Source organism: Alteromonas antoniana (genome assembly GCF_019249295.1).
Classification (GTDB): domain Bacteria; phylum Pseudomonadota; class Gammaproteobacteria; order Enterobacterales; family Alteromonadaceae; genus Alteromonas; species Alteromonas antoniana.
This window is the reverse complement of the sequence record NZ_JAESDH010000013.1, coordinates 1-17,644: the sequence shown is the minus strand read 5'-3', so window position 1 is coordinate 17,644 and position 17,644 is coordinate 1. Positions and strand designations below refer to the sequence as shown.

Below are 17,644 nucleotides of genomic sequence, written 5' to 3'. Positions count from 1 at the left end.
TGACAAGCAAAAAGCACAAGGCCACTTCGGTGGCCTTAGTGCGTTCAGTAAAAGGCTATTTTACTGATACCGCCGTAACGATTAAGAGTAAGAAGGAGCACGACAGAGAGTTTATACGCAAGCCCGACGTTTATCTGGCATAAACCGGTGTATTGCGCATAAGCTTTAAGGTACTGACAACGTTCGCTGATAACACGGTTTGCAAACCGACGCAGCAGTAACGCAGCATCAATAAAACTCGCAGCAAACAAAAGCATAAAACCGTCGCGAGCGACGGCAGAACAAGGCAAATGAATCGGGAAAAACCGGAGTTTACACCAAGTAAATGAGGATTTTTCCTGATTCATTTAACGCAGTTAAGCCTAGCGCAGCAGGACAATAACAGTGAAACCGTCGCGAGCGACGCTAGTACAAGGCAAAGGTGATGCGGAAAACCGGAGTTTACATAAAGTAAATGAGGATTTTCCGCATCAGCTTTAACGCAGTAAAAGCGAGCGCAGCAGGTTTTAAAGGAAGTGAATAATGACAAAGAACAACACCTACACCCTCCTCGACAACGTCACCCACAAAGACCTGCGCGTGATAACGCAATACCGTGCGCAGTTTGGCGACAACATGGCGTCTGTGCCGGTTTTTGCGACTGAACTTGCGAATGTGTCGCGCCATTATCCGGTATTGTTTTACCCTGAGGAAGCGTCGGGCAGCTTTGTGATGACAGCGCTGCTGGGGTTGGAGAAGGGCGAGAATTTGTTTTTGAATGAAAGCTTGCCGGAAGGTTATGAACGTATTCGCGCGCAGGCTGGCTGGGCCGCGGACTATGTTCCTGCGATGGTTGCGAGGGGGCCGTTTGCCATTGGTTTGCACGAAAACGGCACGCAGGTAATGGTGCATGTAGATGAAAACCATCCGAAAATATCGACAACAGAAGGTAAACCGGTATTTTTGCCTAAAGGCGGGAACTCTGATTATTTGAACCGTGTTGCGTCTATTCTGAACCTCATCCATAGCGGCGTGCAGGTAACTAAAGACATGATTGCAGCATGGCAGGCGCTGGAGCTGCTGGAGCCGCTGAATGTGAATATCGATCTGGTGGATGGAACGAAGCTGTCTTTGGGCGGCCACTACGCGATAAGCGAAGAAAAAGTCGCAGCGTTAGGGGCTGATGAGCTACATTCACTGCATAAAGACGGATATTTGCAGGGGTTATTTCTGGCGATGACATCACTGAGCAATTTACAGACGCTGGTTGATTTGAAAAATGTGCGTAAGCAGCAGGAACTTAAGGCTTATGCCGGGTAGCATTGCGGGTATCAGCACGCCGGTGGAAGACATCGCCGCGGCTGATGCACCTTCAGTTAGTACCCTTGCGGAAAACGCCAGGCCTTTGGTTTTGCGTGGCATTGCGAAACACTGGGCACTTACTCATCATGCACAGGATAGTTCTGCTGCGGCAGCAAACTATCTGAAGCCATTTTATAATGGCCGGCCGTCTATGATTTATCGCGCCTCATCCAGTATTCAGGGCCGCTATTTTTACAGTGAGAATGCAGCGGCGCTTAACTATGAGAGCGTGCTTGAAAAAGTCGACGGCTTTCTGGATGAACTGGTAACAGCGCCTGATGATTTGTCGCTGTATATGGCGTCAGCGCCGCTGGATAAATTTTTTCCGGGGATGAAAGCGGAAGTAGAATTTTCCGAGACGCCACAGCTTATCCCCGACGCGAAGTACGACCCGCTGGTTAGCCTTTGGGTGGGTAACCGGTCTCTGGCCTCGTGCCATTTTGATAATATGGAGAATATCGCCTGCTGTGTTTCCGGACGCCGCCGTGTGGTGGTATTGCCTCCGGAGCAAATCGCAAACCTGTACCCAGGCCCGGTTGAACGTACACCAGGTGGACAGGTGATCAGTATGGTAGATTTTCACAACCCTGACCTGGCCCGTTTTCCGCGCTTTGAAGAAGCGATGAAGCACGCCCAGATTGCCGAACTTGAACCCGGTGATGGTATTTTTATTCCCAGCATGTGGTGGCATCAGGTTGAGGGGCTCAGCGACTTTAACATTCTGGTGAACTACTGGTGGTCGCAGGCACCGACATACCTTGGCAATGGCATGACGTCTCTTTTTCACGCCATGCTGGCAATTCGTGACAGACCGGAAAGAGAAAAAGCGGCGTTTAAGGCGCTGTTCGATTATTACGTGTTTGGCGATGCCGACATGCCTGCCGGGCACATCCCGGATGCTGGCAAAGGCATGTTGGGCGAGCTCGACGAGTTAAAGGCCCGCCGTTTGCGGGCGCTAATCATTAATCAACTGAATAAGTAGCAGTATTATGACTACGCATCCGAAAAAAATTGTTATCGCCGGCGGGGGCACTGCGGGCTGGATTGCCGCAGCAGCGCTGGCACGCAAAATGGGCCCGCTGGTCAACGTCAGTCTGATAGAGTCTGAAACCATTGGTACCATTGGCGTGGGCGAAGCAACCATTCCGCCGCTACGTACTTTTCACAAGCTGCTGCAAATTGACGAGCAGGCCTTCATGCGCGCCACGGCGGCCACGTTCAAGCTGGGCATTCAGTTTGAAAACTGGGGGCATGTCGGCGAAAAATACATCCATTCATTTGGCGTGACCGGACAACAAAGCTGGCTGGCCGAATTCGTGCATTTTTACTTAAGCGCAAAAGCCAGAGGACTGGAGAGCGAGTACGGCGATTACTGTTTTGAGCTGGAAGCGGCTAAACAGCACAAATTCGCGACCTCACCACAAAGCAACATTCAGTACGCCTATCACCTGGATGCCGGAGATTACGTTGAGTTTCTTAAGCGTTTCTGCAGTTCACTGGGCGTAACGCGCACTGAAGGTGTTATAGACCGCGTGGCACAGCACGATAATGGCGATATTCAGGCACTTCATCTTAAAAGTGGTGAAGTGATTGAAGGCGACTTTTTCATCGACTGTACCGGCTTCAAAGGTCTGCTGATTGAAGACACCCTGAATACCGGATTTGAGGACTGGTCGCAGTGGCTGATGTGCGACAGCGCCTGTGCGGTACAAACCAGTGCGGTAGGGCCGGCAGTGCCGTATACGCGTTCAGCGGCTCATCACGCTGGCTGGCAATGGGAAATTCCTCTGCAACATCGGGTAGGAAACGGGCTGGTATATTCAAGCAAGTATATGAGCGATGAAGAAGCCGAGCGCACGTTACTGAAAAACGTAAAAGGCGAGCCGTTAACCACACCGAGAACGCTGCGCTTTCAAACCGGGCGACGTAAAAAAGCGTGGAATCGGAACTGTCTTGCTCTGGGGCTTGCCAGCGGTTTTGTTGAACCTCTGGAGTCCACCAGCATTCACCTGGTGATAATGGGGATCACGCGGTTTATGCAGTTGTTTCCGCATTCCGGTCATGATCAGGCGTTAATTAATGAATATAACGAGCAGACTCAGCTTGAGCTTGAGCGGATCCGCGACTTTATCATTTTGCATTATCATGTCACCGAGCGCGAAGACAGTCCGTTCTGGAAGCACTGCAAAGACATGGACGTGCCGGAATCACTGGCCGAGCGCATCACGTTGTTCAAAGAACAGGCGCACGCCTTCCAAAAGCAAAACGAACTGTTCAGGGTAGATTCCTGGACCCAGGTCATGCTGGGTCAGGGCGTAACACCGACAAGTTATCATCCTGCCGCCACGATGCTCTCCGATACTCAGTTAATGCAGTCGATGCGACAGCAACGCGAGCGGGTCACTAACGCAGTCAGTCAGCTTCCCACTCACGAGTCCTTTATTCAGCGTTATTGCGCAATGGATGCAGGCAAGGTTGCGACGGCCTCGTAAGCAGGCTTAGGTTGTCCCTGCCGGTCGATCAATAACGGATAGTCGGTGCGTCCGCGCACCGGCCAGTTATTCTTCCAGCTGGTACCATCGTGTGTTCCCCAGAACGTCACCCGGCTGATGTCATCGCGGTGCTTATAAAACAGCGCAAAAAGCTCACGGTAGCGCGTTGCCAGTGCATCCTGTACATCGGTGGGCAGCCCATCGGCGTACGGGTTTAATGCTTCAGCAAACGCCGCTGTCTCACTGATTTCCGCACCTATGGCCGCCTGTTTCGGAAAGGGCAGCACCGAGATATCCAGCTCGGTTATCATTACTTTCACACCCAGCGACGCGAAGGCAGTAATCGATTCTTCTATCTGCGATATCGCAGGAGAACGCAGCATATAATGTGCCTGCATTCCGATACCACTGACTTTCACACCCTGTGCCAGCAACGACTTAACCAGGCGCACCGCCCCGTCACGCTTGGCTGGCGCGTTCAGGTTATAATCGTTGTAATAAAGCTCGGCATTTGGATTGGCCTCGGTAGCGAAACGAAACGCCTGAGCAATGTAATCATCGCCGATAATCTCACGCCAGCGCGACTCCCGCAGCGTGCCGTCTTCATTCAGCGCCTCGTTGACCACATCCCACCCGTACACATCGTCTTGGTAACGCGTCATCAGCGTATTGATATGTGACTGCATCCGGCCAAGCAGTACTTCACGGCTAACCGGGTTGCCAGCATCATCCTCAAATACCCAGTCGGGGGTTTGCTGATGCCAGATAAGTGTGTGCCCCACTACCTGGCACTGGCAGTCTTCTGCCTGCTGCATGAGCGCATCGGCGGCGGCAAAATTGTAGCCCTGCGGCGACGGATAGATGCGCTGCCACTTCATGTCATTCTCTGCGGTCAATACATTAAATTCACGCTGAAACAGCGCACTGGTATCGGCGTCTGGCTTCATTAATTGCTGGTTGCTGGCAATAGTGCCAATCAGAAAAGCATCCTGATAAACGTCTTTCAGACCCTGTGCACCAGCTGAAAATGTGCACAGCGCGCCAAAGAGCAGACTAAGCGATTTCTTCATAATTTTCTCCTTTGGCAAACAGCCTATGTAACTTTTTAAAGGAGCGTAATTACGGGATCTTGAATGCGATTTACTAAAAGTGGTTATACCGTTTGCGAACACACCAATGGTTTCTTAGCCAGCTCGCCTATGACATTTACGGCACTTGGTAGTGGCCCGAAAGATGATAATAGCTGAGGATAATGCCTGAATTGCAGAGCGGCTTCAGGCTCATGTTGAAGCGCTCGCTAGCAACCCAAAAGGTGACACCAAATGCCCGGAGGGAAAATACCAGTTCCGCGAAATGTCATCAGGTTCGCTAACGGACCAAAGAGTGAAGATAAAACCGGTAGAGATATCAGAGCCGCAGAAGGGCATCAGACCGATTTCGCAACGTCCGCTAATGTCCCTGAGAATGATGACAAACCGTGAGCACAATGCCTGAGCCGCAGAGCGGCATCAGGCTGATTGCAGCCGCTTAATCTTGTCCCGGCATTAATACCGACTCGTGCGCTCGCTGCACGGCATCTAATCTGTCAGCCCAGGGGTCGCTTACCTCTTCGGCGGTAGCATCCATATTGAAGATCATAATGTTATGTTGCTCGTTGTCATAAGGATGCCACTGCGGGTATCGTGGCAGGTTCGGGTTGCCATCTTTGGCAAAGCTAACCATGTAAGAGAAAACCAGCTCAGCTGCGGCATTATCCTGTTCGGTGGCATCAGGGTATTTGATGTCTGCTGTATCAAAGAAAAACGGAATTTCCGCAGCATGCGGCGTGCCCTGCCCGTTTCGCACTGACTCGGCCACATAATTATAGCGATACAGATACACCTTTTGCCCCTGTGCTGTCATCTGCTGGGCGACAAACCTGGCCGGCTCCTGCATCGCTCTGTCCTGTCCGACGGCAACAGCCACTGCGTCCATTGGCTTATCACCACCGGGATCGTAAGCATTCTGCGCATCGGCGGCATATTCGCCAAAGCTGGCAAACAGCGCGTCTTTATCCTGATACGATGCATAGCCCAGATCCTGACTCGTCGTTCCTATCATCAGTGTGACATTGGCAACGTCACCCGCTTTTACCAGTGCCTCGGTATGACCCCTGACTATCTCGCCATCCAGTAAGGGCGCGCCAGGATACGTTGGCGGATCTTGTGGTGGCTGGAACAGTGTCGACAAATTAAAGCCATCAACAATAGCCTCTGCAGGCAGCTCACGAAGCTGCGCGAGTGCCTCTGGCCCGGTACCTTCAATGCCGTGCTTCTGCGCGAAATTTACTCCAATCTGTTCGGCCGATGGTGTGCCATTTTCAGTATCAAATATGGATCGCGCCCGCATCAGTCCCCGGCCACCGCCTGACATCACCACAGCCCTTTGAAACAGCCCGCGTGCAGCTGGCGTGGTTAATAAATTGAACACAGACGCGCCACCCGCAGACTCGCCGATGACGGTGATATTTTGCGGATCGCCGCCAAAAGCCGCGATATTATTTTGTACCCACTGCATCGCGGCTATCTGGTCTTCAAATCCGTAGTTACCCAGCGGACCTTCACTGGCTTCGGTTAACGCAGGATGCGCAAAAAAGCCAAGCCGCCCCAGGCGGTAGTTGAAGCTGGCAAAAATCACGCCCGCACGTGCAAACTGTTCGCCGGAATAGGTTGCCGGAGAGGCGCCGCCGTTCACAAACCCGCCACCATGGATCCACACCACAACCGGGCGCTTATCCTGCAAGTCTGCCGACTGTGCAGGTGCCCAGACGTTCATGTATAAACAGTCTTCAGCGGGCTCTTCACCCAGCGGTGCAGCATCGCCTGCAAATGGCTTTTGCATACAGTCATTGCCGAAGTCTTTGGTTGTTTTTACTCCCTCCCAGCTGTCAACCTCCTGCGGTGAGCGCCAGCGCAGGTCGCCAACTGGCGGCCTGGCGTAAGGGATCCCTTTATATACGCTGATACCATCTTCATTCAGTCCCTCAACAATTCCTGTTGCCGTGGCCGCTCTGGGCGCAAGTGCCTGTGCGTCAGACGCGGTGTCCTGCTGGCTACAGGCAGTAAGCAACAACAGCGAGCCCAGCGATAACAGCAAGAGGGGATATTTCATCAGAACACTTCCTTTTCCAAGACTTTGCAGATGCAGCACTGCTGCGTGATTCAGTTAGTAGCCGAAAGGCGGCATCGCTTACATTACCGCGTGCTGTAAATACCATTGCACAGCTTTGCAGTTCAGTAAATTGAATTAGCCTGAAAGCGGTGTGAAGGTTTTAAATAAACCGGTAATGTCACCGTCCCCGGTTTATCAATGGAGCCGGCTTTGGCATGTAAAAAACGTATCATAGCCGGTATCTGAGCCACAGCATGCTAACTACCGCGGCATTAGCAGCTACGTCTTCCACCAGCTAAATGACAATATCAAATTATACGGTGGCCTGGAGTGGCAAATGTGGAGTGAAGGATCTGACCAGAAGGCTTATCATCTGGGCGCACGCTACAAGCTGGACACGTTCTCTTTCGGCACAGAATACACAAAATACTCAGATTCAGACGCTATTAGCCTGTTCGCGAGGTATTCCTTTTGATCTTCACCGGAGCGTGCGCTGCGCATCTGCTATCCACTCGCAAAAACCTCAAACTCCTTCTTACCGCCGGCACCTCATAACGACTTATCGGTTAGATTCCTCTTAAATTTCAAAAAAGTAATGTCTATACTGCTATCATGCGTCAGCAATAATAACCCGATCTACAATCTGCAACGTTTAATACCGGCAGAAACGATAATTCAATTCGCTTTACACGCGCAACATAAGAGAAGAACAGACGGGAGCATGAGGTAACCATGAGTTTATTTTGGATAACGGCGATCATGCTTGGTGGTGTGCTGGTACCGTTGTTGACCGAAAGGTTTGGACGCACAGCGGTCACCATTTGCACTATGATTGCCCCTGCGGTCGCCCTGACCTACGTGATCAGTCTGACTCCTACGGTACTGGATGGCATTACCGTTGTTGAGCGCCTCTCATGGATACCGTCCGTAGGACTTGATTTATCGATGCGTCTGGACGGACTGGCCCTCATGTTCTCTCTGCTGATCCTTGGTATAGGCCTGCTGATTATCATCTACGCACGCTATTACCTGTCTGAACGCGAAGCCGTAGGACGTTTCTTTGCCTATCTGATGCTGTTTATGTCAGCCATGCTTTCTATCGTGCTTGCCAACAACGTGTTGCAGCTGTGGATGGCCTGGGAGCTGACCAGTATCAGCTCATTTTTGCTGATTAGCTTCTGGGCATCAAAAACCGAATCGCGTAAAGGCGCGCGCATGGCGCTGACGGTAACCGGTGCCGGGGGACTGGCGCTGCTTGCTGGCCTGCTGCTCATCTCAGATATTGTGGGCAGCTACGATCTGGGTGTGATCCTCGCCAGTGGCGATACTATCCGTGACCACGCGCTTTATCCTATCGCGCTGACACTGGTATTACTGGGCGCATTCACAAAATCTGCGCAGTTTCCTTTTCACTTCTGGTTACCCCACGCCATGGCGGCACCAACACCAGTAAGTGCTTACTTACACTCTGCCACTATGGTAAAAGCAGGGATATTTCTGCTGGCGCGCTTCTATCCGGTTCTGGCCGGTACCAGTATGTGGTTCCTCATTGTGACAACAGCAGGGTTAATCACGCTGGTTATGGGCGCTTATGTGGCCATGTTCAAACACGACTTGAAGGGGTTGCTGGCCTATTCAACCGTGAGCCATCTGGGGCTTATCGTGTTGCTGCTAGGGCTGGATACCAAGTTGGCTACCGTTGCCGCGCTGTTCCACATCATGAACCACGCCATCTTCAAAGCCTCGCTGTTTATGGCTGCAGGGGTAGTGGACCATGAAACGGGAACTCGCGACATGCGCAAGCTCTCTGGCTTGTGGCCTTATCTGCCACACACCGCGACGCTGGCAATGATAGCCTCAGCATCCATGGCCGGGGTGCCGCTTTTCAATGGCTTCCTTTCTAAAGAAATGTTTTTCGCAGAGTCGCTGCATCAGGAAACGCTGGGCTATTTGTCTTGGATGATCCCGGTACTGGCAACACTGGGCGGGATTTTTGCAGTGGCTTACTCACTTCGCTTTGTTCACGATGTCTTTTTTGGTGGCGAACCTGAAGATCTGCCAAAGACTCCGCACGAGCCACCACGCTATATGAAAGTGCCCATCGAGATCCTCGCAGCGCTGTGTCTGTTGGTCGGGATATTCCCTTCATTTATGGTGGGTGATTTGCTTGCTTCGGCTGCCTCGGTGGTTATCGTGGGTAACCTGCCCTATTACAGTTTGTCTGTCTGGCATGGCTTTAACCTGCCGTTACTGATGAGTGTCATTGCCATCGTGGGTGGCTTGATCGTGTATTTCTACCGCAATGAAGTGTACCGGTTCCAGTTTCAATTCCGCGAATCTGATGCCAAGTTGGTCTTTGAAGGGGTAATACAGCGTATCACTGCCGGTGCCACACGCGTGCAGGAATATATCGATAATGGTTCTCTGCAGCGCTATATGGCGTTACTGCTCCTGTTCACTATTGTACTGACAACAGTGCCGCTGATAGATCTTGAGATCTCCACAGTGATCCCGCCTGACCAGCCCGTAACCGGGGTAGAAATTGTTGCCGGTATCATCCTGTGCCTCAGTGCCATTGGTACCGTGATATTTCACCGTAAACGGATGTTTTCTCTTATATTACTGTCGGTTGTCGGACTGGTTGTGTCAGTGGCATTCGCCCGTTTCTCTGCCCCCGACCTGGCACTTACCCAGCTGGCAGTAGAGGTGGTTACCGTGATTCTGCTGATGCTGGCGCTGTACTTCCTGCCGCAGAAAACCCTGATAGAGTCGGCCCCATCACGGGTTGTCAGGGACTTAGCCATAGCGGCTGCTATTGGCGGCATCGTGGCCACCGTCAACTACGCGTTTATCACACAGCCACTGGACAGTATTTCTGATTACTTTATTGCAAACAGTAAAACCGGCGGTGGCGGTACCAACGCGGTTAACGTCATTCTGGTGGATTTCCGGGGGCTGGATACTTTGGGTGAAATTCTGGTGCTGGGTATTGCCGCCATCGGGATATTCAAATTGCTTGCCGGTATCAGGTTGTCTATGACCAATGCCGATGAGAATGGCCTGCCATGGTCTAAAGACGTTCATCCTCCTATTCTGATCATGATTTCTCAGAGCCTGTTGCCGCTGGCATTGCTGGTGTCGTTTTATATCTTCCTGCGCGGTCACAATATGCCAGGAGGCGGGTTTATCGCCGGACTGATTACCTCGGTAGCACTCATCCAGCAGTACGTCGCCCATGGCGTTGACTGGATAAAACCCCGCCTGAAAGTCGATTATCAGTCTCTGATCGCTTGGGGCATACTGATAGCTGCAGTCACAGGGGTTGGCAGCTGGTTCTTCGACAGACCCTTTTTGACAAGCTGGTTTGATTATTTCGACATTCCGCTGATTGGCGAAATCGAGCTGACAAGCGCGCTCATTTTCGACCTTGGGGTGTACTTAACTGTAGTAGGGGCGACACTGCTGATCCTGGCGAACTTAGGTAAGCTGACGTCAGTGCGTTATCGTCCGACGATGGAGGAATAGTGGAAACTTTATACGTAATATGTGTTGGCGTTGTCACGTTCTGCGGCGTATTCCTGTGCTTACGCGGCCGCACCTTCTCTGTTGTTGTCGGGCTGACCATGCTGTCTTATGCAGTGAACCTCTTTTTATTCTCAAGCGGTCGCTTAAGTCTGAGAGGTTCCGCTATTCTGGGCACCACTGAAAACTATGCCGACCCCCTGCCGCAGGCACTGGTACTGACGGCCATTGTTATCGGCTTTGCCATGATTGCGTTTGTGGTAATTTTGTCGATGCGCGCCCGGGCCGACCTCGGGAACGATTTGGTAGATGGCCGTGACCACCCTGACACCGAGAAAAAAGTTCAAGCTGCCAGAGGTAAGCAATGAGTTTTCATTTACCCATTCTGCCCATTTTAATACCGCTGTTGGGCGGTTTGCTGATGTTGCTGCCGCCATTTATCGGCGTAGAGCGTTATCAGTATCGTCGTGTAGCCACGCTGGTTCTTACCCTGATGCAGGTAGCCTGCGGTATCTGGCTAATGGCGACGGTAAGTCAAAACGGCGCACTGGTGTACGCGGTTGGCAACTGGCAACCACCGTTCGGCATTATTCTGTATGCCGACTTACTGTCTTCCATGCTGATTACACTGACCAGCTTCCTGGGGCTGGGCATTACGCTGTACTCCTTCGCAGGCACTGACCGCGAAGGTAAGTACTATCACCCGTTAATTCAGTTTCAGTTACTGGGAATAAGCGGCGCATTTCTGACAAACGATTTGTTCAACCTGTTCGTTTTCTTCGAAGTGTTGCTTATCGCCTCCTACGCGCTGATGGTGCACGGCGGCGGGAAACAAAAAACGCAGGCAAACGTACACTACGTGATTCTGAACCTTATCGGCTCGAGCCTGTTCCTGATTGCGCTGGGTACGCTTTATGCCACCACCGGCACGCTGAACATGGCTGATATGTCGTTACGCATTGCTGAATTAGAGCCCAGCCAGGCGGTGATTGCCCAGGTAGGCGGGTCGTTGTTGCTGATTGTGTTTGGATTAAAAGCCGCCATGCTGCCGCTGCATTTCTGGCTGCCGCAAACCTATGAAGCGGCCATCGCCCCGGTAGCCGCCCTTTTCGCCATTATGACCAAGGTGGGCGTGTATTGTATTTTCCGCGTATTCACTGTGATCTTCGGTGATACTGCCGGTGACTTAGCCGGCATGGCAGAGCCATGGGTTTGGGTATTTGCGATACTCACCGTGGCGGCGGGTTCGGTAGGCGCACTCGCCAGCCCAAATTTACGCATGTTAAACAGCAATCTGATTATTGTGTCGGTAGGCACGCTGTTAATTGCCTTTGCTTTGCGCACCCCGGAGGCGACAGCCGCTGGCCTATATTACCTGGTGCACAGCACACTGATATCAGCGTCACTGTTTTTAATTGCCGATATGATAGGTGAACAGCGCGGAAAAGCACTAGATCGATTCGTAAAAGCGCGCAAAGTTAAACAACAGGCTGCGTTTGGCATTCTGTTTTTTGTAGCCGCGCTGGGCATCGCCGGGTTACCACCTTTCTCCGGGTTCCTTGGCAAGCTGATGATTTTACAGTCGGCAACCGGCGCCGCTGAAAAGTTTTGGGTTTGGGGCTTTATCCTGATTTCCAGCCTGATTACCATCGTCGCACTCTCCAGAGCGGGTACCACATTGTTCTGGCGGTATCCGGAAAACAGCGATCCGTCAGATTCTAAAGATGCATCGAAATGGCAGGTTTCTGCGGCAGCCTTGTTATTGCTTGCCTCCCCTGCCATGGTGCTTCTGGGCGGTTATGTTATCCAGTACACGACAGCTGCCGCTGAGCAACTGCATAACGTGCCGTATCTTATCGAGACACTGAACCTCAGGGAGGGCGCACAATGAGCATGGTATCAAAAGTACTCCCTCTGCCGCTGCACAGTGTCACCCTGCTTATTGTGTGGCTGGCGTTAAACGCCTCGATAGGCCTGGGCCATATCCTGCTGGGAACGGCACTGGGCATTATCATCCCGCTGCTGTGTAAGCCGCTGCGAATGCCGGAAGCTCCGGTTAAGCGCCCGCTGAAGGTAATCAGCTATATCGCCATTGTGGCCAAGGACATTCTGGTTGCGAATGTGCAGGTGGCCCTTCTGGTGGTGGGCCCAATGCGCAACATCAAGCCCGGCTTTGTGGCGGTGCCGCTGGATTTACCCAATATTTTTCCTATCACTGTGCTGGCCAGTACGGTGACTATGACGCCCGGAACGGTAAGCTGTGAAATATCGTCTGATAAAAAATGGCTGTACGTACACGTTCTGAACATGCCTGACGACGAGCAGGAGATCATAGACTTCATCAAGCAGCGTTATGAAGCGCGCATTAAGGAAATCTTCGCATGCTAGATATCACTGTAATCGCGGTTGCCATCATGATCTGTCTCGCCCTGATACTGAATCTGTGGCGCCTGTTTCTCGGCCCGCATATTGTCGACCGGATCCTGGCGCTGGATACCATGTATATCAACAGCATCGCCTTAATTTTACTGTACGGCATTTACAACCGCACCGGACTGTACTTTGAGGCCGCGCTATTAATTGCCATGCTGGGGTTTGTCAGTAGTGTCGCGTTTGGCAAATATCTGCTTCGCGGCGACATCATCGAGTAGGAGTGTTTATGAGTTTTGCAGCAGAACTGACTATTTCTCTACTCCTCATTCTGGGTGGAGTGTTTATCCTGGTAGGCTCGTTTGGCCTGCTGCGATTAAAAGATTTGTACGTACGCCTGCATGCCCCCACCAAAGCCACTACCCTGGGTCTGGGCGGTGTGCTGGCTGGCTCTATGGTGTATATGTTCGATTTGCAGGGCTATGCCACCATTAAAGAAATTCTTATCACCGTGTTCCTGGTGATAACCGCACCGGTTACCGCTCATATTCTGGCAAAGGTGGCAATGCATCATCAGGTGAAGACTATGGACCGGACGCGCAATAAAGAGCACGTAGAACAGGCACGTGAACAGCTGCCGCCGCATCAGGACAGCGAGCAATCAACAAAGTACGGACAAGAGTAGAGGGTAAGGTAGCAGATAAACCGGTCAGGGCTTTCGCGAAAACCCTTCGATACCTGAACGTTGTGCCTGCAATTTTATGGTTTTGCGAATACGCCTTTCGAGCGTTCGCTTATCAAAACGCTGTCGGCTGCTGAAAATAACTACCGAGAGCCTTACGAACAATTTCAGATGGCGGATAACAGCGCCAGAAAGCCCTCCTGGCGCGTTAACTGTGAAATACCGCCGGTATTACATAATTCGGCCAAACACGCGGCGACGGGTGCCTGACTGGCGTTTTTTGCGCATGCTGGAACGAATTTGACTGCGAGTGCCTGCCAGCCAGCTTTCGCGATCCACTCTGGCTTCTGCGCCGCGACGTTTTTCTTCCGTGCTGCGGAAACTGCAGAATTCACGATAAGCAGACAAATCCAGCGACATGTCCTGAATTACCAGCTCAATCATGATGGCATCATCCAGGTAACCCAGACCCGGAATATGGTCTGGCACCATGTCTTCAGGGTCGACGAAATACGCCAGTGACGTCAGAATGTCCTGCCGTTCTTCTTCCGGCATCTGCCATTCTTCGTCCTTCACTGCGGCCATCAGCACTTCCAGCGACTCAACACGTTCAGACACGAAGGAGGGCAAATCAGCATTCTCCATTTCCTTACACGTGGCAGCGGCTTTGGTGAGAATTTCGTCTTCGGTGTACTTGCTGGCGTTCTGTGCGGCAGCCTTAATCACTTCTCTGAAATGATCCAGGTCGCTGTCAGATAACTCAAAACTTATTGAAATGGACATGTTATTTTTTCACTCTCCTCGTTGTGTAGAATGAAAAGTAACCAACCCCGAGGAGGGTGTCAATTGTTGGGTGTAACGGGGTGTTTCTAAAATTTATTTGTCTCTGAAAATCTCCCAACACCTAAGCTTTTGATAGAAAAGTCCTTCCCAAACAATAAAACCCCAACAAACCCAAACATGCCAATTAAAAACATAAATAGGTTGACATCCTCACACTCAAAACATAACCTGAATATGTCAATCATAAAACATACATGGGAATAAAATGTTAAAGCATGAATCTATAAATAACACCCTATTTGTTGAGACAGCTAATCAGTACATGGACTTCATTTTGAAGTTTCTTAACGAATACTCAGGAGATACCTTCGAGAGCCTCACTAGTTCTGAAGTCGGTACTGATGGGTTGATAAGGTTGTTTGAACGACTTTTTGAGTTGGGGGTAAAGGGCAAAATTCTAGAAGGTGAAATGCTCCCTTCAGATCTCGAGGATATCGCCATGCTCGCCAAGATGGAGCGGCTTACCGCGTCCTTTGAAGGTGAGGCGCTTTGTTCTCTACTTGATGAAGCTTTGAATGGAAGAATTAAGCTGTGTCTGTATGACAATCTACCATTGGGAAAAATATATGATTTGCCTGAGCAATTCGATCATTTCGAGAATATCGCGGGTTTAGATTTAACAATTAACGAATTAGCAGCATTGGCTAATATGGCCCCAAGGTCGGTTCGAAACGACTTACTAAGCGCCCCCAAAGGTAAAGTTTATAAATCTGAAAGTGGGAATCAACTTGTAGATGTAGCGTTTTGTCAGGAGTGGTTAAAGTCCAGAAAGGACTACAAACCTACAAAAAACCTATCGGGCATGTCTGGTTTGCATAATGAATATGTAAATGTCCCTGTTGCGACGGACGGTACAATGTTTAGTTCAATGTGTGAATACAAAAGGGGGGGCTATACGATTGGAGAAAAAGGCGACGAGATAAAAGTTCATTCGTTCGAAGAAGCACTACATTACCTGACATCCATGCCTCATGCGAAATGGCGTCGGCCTAACAGCGTTGGAAATTACGGCCTTGTTAGCGCCGTAGAGTGGCGCAGAGTTAAACGTAGCGAAGTTATTTAATAAAGCACACGGGTGATGTATATGCATGAATCAATAGCTAAAGCGCAGGTTAAAGGGAGCCTGCGCAGCTCAATAGTCAAAAACGAGTTACTTAAAAAGCAATGGCTAGATGTAACTGAAGGCCCAAGGTCAAAAGGCATCGTTGGTAAAAAGAAAATTATATCTTTCTTCAACGATTGGGCTTCTAGTTATAGTCCATTTAGCCTAAGTGAAACTGTAAAAAATAGCAGGAGCTCATGGCATAAAAAGATGATATTAATAGGCACGTCACATAATTCCTTCAGTTTAGATTCAATTGGCGACCTATACCCAATACATATATACCATCTAAGCACTCGCTCCTTTGCGAGCAAAAAAGAACTAAAACGGGGCATGGATATTTATTTTAATAATGTCACATTACACTCACACTTTTTACAGCGGCTACTACAACGCCTACCTGTCGAACAGCAGCGGTTTTGTAAAAATGTTATTTGTGAAGCGATATTTGGGCTAAAGTATTTTGAAGCTATAGAGGGGAATTATCTTAAGAAAGGAAGACTCACCTACCATATCATTACGCCAAACTTTGTGATCATTGCAACATACCATTCCAACCAGCGAGTTTTCGTGCTCAATACGGTTCTTATAAAGTCTATGTTTACTGCAAAACAAAAACAGTTCTATGCTAAAGCAGAAGCCGACCGCACCAGTATAAACAGCTGTGCGCTCATTTTTTCAGAAGCTACTCAGGAAACATTAGATACCGCTTTCGAGCTCAGCAGCTACCAAACTCTTAAAACGTATTGCGACAGCTTCCTCTCGCTAGTACCTGACTAGTGTAGCGATAAGCTTTTTAAGTTAGAAAGTTGATCCCACTTTATTAAGCAAAGCGATATGTGGTTACAGAATACATTTTGATAATCAACAATAGAGGCTTTACGATTACAATAAATTCGTGAGCCTACAAATTGATGCCCGCAACTCTTTTAACATCAAAAGAAATTAAAAATATCCTAAAAGTCAGCGATTGCGAGCTCATGCATCGAAGGACGAATGGTGAGCTAAGTTTTATCAAGCAAGGCAATGCTTTTCTTTACGAATTACCATGTGAGCTTTCTCTGCTTCAACACCCCCTAGGAGAGCAGCTTTTAGGCTGGCATCGGTCCAAACACGATTCTGATATTGAAAACCTTCCACAGCAAGAAAGTACAAAACGTGCACTAGAGCTATTTGTCGAAAAAATTTTGCTTCCAATAGAGCGTGCTTTTTCAACTCCCTTAATTACTTATGGCTTTACCTCGCATAAACTTAAAATGTTCGTTTCCAAGCATGCTTCAAAAGGAATTGCTCCAAATATAGATCAGCACTCAGGCTTTGAGAGAAATAGCCGAGGGGTCATGATTTGTGAGAGAGGTGGTGCTGCCTGTGACTTTCAAGTCAATGAGTTTTCAAGTGCAGATATCACTCGATTCATTGTGGCTAACTTAGAATTTGATAGGCTTTACTATTACGGCAATGATCGCCCTATCCATGTAAGCATCCACCCTGAAAACCCAGCTAAACATCTCCAAATAATGGGGGTGAGTAGCAAAGGAAGGCGATATCCTGGTCAGAAAGCCTTTGGTGACGACGCGATAGAACTAGCGGAAAACTTAATATGAATGCTGAGCTATTTAAAGAGTTAGTGGATGAGGTTAACGTAGGTAAGAAGTTACCCGACGCAAAGTATCTTCATGAAAGCACTTTAATCAGTATTCCTGAGAAACTCAGCTCCGTTATTCTTGCAGTTAGCAAAGCATTAAAAGTTCCAAGAGAAAGCTGGAACATTGTCAAACTATCCAGAAAGGAGTTTTCTCTAAGCTTACTGAGCTACCCTACTTTCGATGGAGAGTCTTATCCTGCTCTAGAGCAGAGCGTTACAGTCGATTTGGCAAAACTGAGCCATAAAGTGACTAACTACACTAATTATGACAACCCTCCTATTCTTCACCGCAAAGAAACCATGGTACTGCCTGATTATAAGTACTATGAAGAGTTTAAACAGATTACCGTTGAGGGCGAGCAAGCAGGCTTATACGACAACCCTCGCCACATTGGCTTCAAAGCATCATGGGAAGCACTCGGGTTCTACCCAGATTTTACGGACACAGCCATAAGAAGGCATAATGGGCCTAGAAGGAGTGTCTATGACCAAACGAA

At 49.8% G+C, this 17,644-nt stretch carries 15 protein-coding genes and 1 pseudogene; 13 read left to right on the top strand and 3 right to left on the bottom strand.

All coding sequences use genetic code 11. The annotated features are described in order from the left end of the window. The first annotated feature begins 522 nt into the window (after nt 1-522). Genes JKP77_RS12065 through JKP77_RS12055 form a run of 3 tightly spaced genes read left to right on the top strand, consistent with a single transcriptional unit; the run spans nt 523 to nt 3,833 of the window. Nucleotides 523-1,299, top strand: coding sequence for a SapC family protein (locus JKP77_RS12065; RefSeq protein WP_218311482.1), 777 nt, complete (start codon nt 523-525; stop codon nt 1,297-1,299). Beyond that, nucleotides 1,289-2,323: a cupin-like domain-containing protein gene (locus tag JKP77_RS12060; RefSeq protein ID WP_218311481.1), complete on the top strand. Its 1,035-nt coding sequence runs from the start codon at nt 1,289-1,291 to the stop codon at nt 2,321-2,323. The genes JKP77_RS12065 and JKP77_RS12060 overlap by 11 nt, the downstream gene beginning before the upstream one ends. Before the next feature lie 7 nt (nt 2,324-2,330). Beyond that, the gene (locus JKP77_RS12055; RefSeq protein WP_218311480.1) at nt 2,331-3,833 is read left to right on the top strand and encodes a tryptophan halogenase family protein; all 1,503 of its coding nucleotides are present in this window, start codon (nt 2,331-2,333) and stop codon (nt 3,831-3,833) included. Here JKP77_RS12055 and JKP77_RS12050 read toward each other — a convergent pair. Both JKP77_RS12050 and JKP77_RS12045 read right to left on the bottom strand, forming a co-directional pair. Further along, nucleotides 3,791-4,903, bottom strand: coding sequence for an endo-1,4-beta-xylanase (locus JKP77_RS12050; RefSeq protein ID WP_246601189.1), 1,113 nt, complete (start codon nt 4,901-4,903; stop codon nt 3,791-3,793). The two genes, JKP77_RS12055 and JKP77_RS12050, sit on opposite strands and share 43 nt — an antisense overlap. A 457-nt stretch (nt 4,904-5,360) precedes the next feature. Further along, nucleotides 5,361-6,983, bottom strand: a complete 1,623-nt coding sequence (locus JKP77_RS12045; protein WP_218311479.1) for a carboxylesterase/lipase family protein — start codon at nt 6,981-6,983, stop codon at nt 5,361-5,363. Between the two features lie 732 nt (nt 6,984-7,715). Here JKP77_RS12045 and JKP77_RS12040 point away from each other — a divergent pair. From JKP77_RS12040 to JKP77_RS12015, 6 genes are read left to right on the top strand one after another with little or no spacing between them, the layout of a single operon-like run. Further along, complete coding sequence (locus JKP77_RS12040) at nt 7,716-10,508, top strand: monovalent cation/H+ antiporter subunit A (RefSeq protein ID WP_218311478.1); 2,793 nt, start codon at nt 7,716-7,718, stop codon at nt 10,506-10,508. Next, nucleotides 10,508-10,873 carry a Na+/H+ antiporter subunit C gene (locus JKP77_RS12035; protein ID WP_218311477.1) on the top strand — a complete coding sequence of 122 codons (366 nt, stop codon included), beginning with the start codon at nt 10,508-10,510 and terminating at the stop codon, nt 10,871-10,873. Before JKP77_RS12040 ends, JKP77_RS12035 begins: the two co-directional genes overlap by 1 nt. After that, complete coding sequence (locus JKP77_RS12030; RefSeq protein ID WP_218311476.1) at nt 10,870-12,396, top strand: monovalent cation/H+ antiporter subunit D; 1,527 nt, start codon at nt 10,870-10,872, stop codon at nt 12,394-12,396. Before JKP77_RS12035 ends, JKP77_RS12030 begins: the two co-directional genes overlap by 4 nt. Next, nucleotides 12,393-12,893, top strand: coding sequence for a Na+/H+ antiporter subunit E (locus JKP77_RS12025; RefSeq protein ID WP_218311475.1), 501 nt, complete (start codon nt 12,393-12,395; stop codon nt 12,891-12,893). Before JKP77_RS12030 ends, JKP77_RS12025 begins: the two co-directional genes overlap by 4 nt. Next, a complete protein-coding gene (locus JKP77_RS12020) occupies nt 12,887-13,156 on the top strand; it encodes a K+/H+ antiporter subunit F (protein ID WP_218311474.1) in 270 nt (89 codons plus the stop codon). Before JKP77_RS12025 ends, JKP77_RS12020 begins: the two co-directional genes overlap by 7 nt. Nucleotides 13,157-13,164: 8 nt before the next feature. Further along, the gene (locus tag JKP77_RS12015) at nt 13,165-13,560 is read left to right on the top strand and encodes a Na+/H+ antiporter subunit G (RefSeq protein WP_218311473.1); all 396 of its coding nucleotides are present in this window, start codon (nt 13,165-13,167) and stop codon (nt 13,558-13,560) included. 228 nt (nt 13,561-13,788) lie between these two features. Here JKP77_RS12015 and JKP77_RS12010 read toward each other — a convergent pair whose 3' ends face one another. Next, on the bottom strand, nt 13,789-14,340 hold the full coding sequence (locus JKP77_RS12010; protein ID WP_218311472.1) for a YkvA family protein: 552 nt from the start codon (nt 14,338-14,340) through the stop codon (nt 13,789-13,791). A gap of 265 nt (nt 14,341-14,605) precedes the next feature. On the opposite strand from JKP77_RS12010, the gene JKP77_RS12005 reads away from it, so the two are divergent. From JKP77_RS12005 to JKP77_RS11990, 4 genes and pseudogenes are all read left to right on the top strand, one after another. Continuing rightward, entirely contained in the window at nt 14,606-15,463 is an 858-nt protein-coding gene (locus JKP77_RS12005) for a hypothetical protein (protein ID WP_218311471.1), read from the top strand. Nucleotides 15,464-15,484: 21 nt separating this feature from the next. Beyond that, the gene (locus tag JKP77_RS12000; protein ID WP_218311470.1) at nt 15,485-16,282 is read left to right on the top strand and encodes a hypothetical protein; all 798 of its coding nucleotides are present in this window, start codon (nt 15,485-15,487) and stop codon (nt 16,280-16,282) included. Between the two features lie 134 nt (nt 16,283-16,416). Continuing rightward, nucleotides 16,417-17,106, top strand: coding sequence for a hypothetical protein (locus JKP77_RS11995; RefSeq protein ID WP_218311582.1), 690 nt, complete (start codon nt 16,417-16,419; stop codon nt 17,104-17,106). After that, nucleotides 17,103-17,644: pseudogene (locus JKP77_RS11990) on the top strand (hypothetical protein); the annotation flags it as partial. The gene JKP77_RS11995 and the pseudogene JKP77_RS11990, both read left to right, overlap by 4 nt.

Bases quoted from the DNA above. Each gene is read 5' to 3' on its own strand.
- JKP77_RS12065 (WP_218311482.1), top strand. From the start codon at position 523: ATGACAAAGAACAACACCTACACCCTCCTCGACAACGTCACCCACAAA.
- JKP77_RS12060 (WP_218311481.1), top strand. From the start codon at position 1,289: ATGCCGGGTAGCATTGCGGGTATCAGCACGCCGGTGGAAGACATCGCC.
- JKP77_RS12055 (WP_218311480.1), top strand. From the start codon at position 2,331: ATGACTACGCATCCGAAAAAAATTGTTATCGCCGGCGGGGGCACTGCG.
- JKP77_RS12050 (WP_246601189.1), bottom strand. From the start codon at position 4,903: ATGAAGAAATCGCTTAGTCTGCTCTTTGGCGCGCTGTGCACATTTTCA.
- JKP77_RS12045 (WP_218311479.1), bottom strand. From the start codon at position 6,983: ATGAAATATCCCCTCTTGCTGTTATCGCTGGGCTCGCTGTTGTTGCTT.
- JKP77_RS12040 (WP_218311478.1), top strand. From the start codon at position 7,716: ATGAGTTTATTTTGGATAACGGCGATCATGCTTGGTGGTGTGCTGGTA.
- JKP77_RS12030 (WP_218311476.1), top strand. From the start codon at position 10,870: ATGAGTTTTCATTTACCCATTCTGCCCATTTTAATACCGCTGTTGGGC.
- JKP77_RS12025 (WP_218311475.1), top strand. From the start codon at position 12,393: ATGAGCATGGTATCAAAAGTACTCCCTCTGCCGCTGCACAGTGTCACC.
- JKP77_RS12020 (WP_218311474.1), top strand. From the start codon at position 12,887: ATGCTAGATATCACTGTAATCGCGGTTGCCATCATGATCTGTCTCGCC.
- JKP77_RS12015 (WP_218311473.1), top strand. From the start codon at position 13,165: ATGAGTTTTGCAGCAGAACTGACTATTTCTCTACTCCTCATTCTGGGT.
- JKP77_RS12010 (WP_218311472.1), bottom strand. From the start codon at position 14,340: ATGTCCATTTCAATAAGTTTTGAGTTATCTGACAGCGACCTGGATCAT.
- JKP77_RS12005 (WP_218311471.1), top strand. From the start codon at position 14,606: ATGTTAAAGCATGAATCTATAAATAACACCCTATTTGTTGAGACAGCT.
- JKP77_RS12000 (WP_218311470.1), top strand. From the start codon at position 15,485: ATGCATGAATCAATAGCTAAAGCGCAGGTTAAAGGGAGCCTGCGCAGC.
- JKP77_RS11995 (WP_218311582.1), top strand. From the start codon at position 16,417: ATGCCCGCAACTCTTTTAACATCAAAAGAAATTAAAAATATCCTAAAA.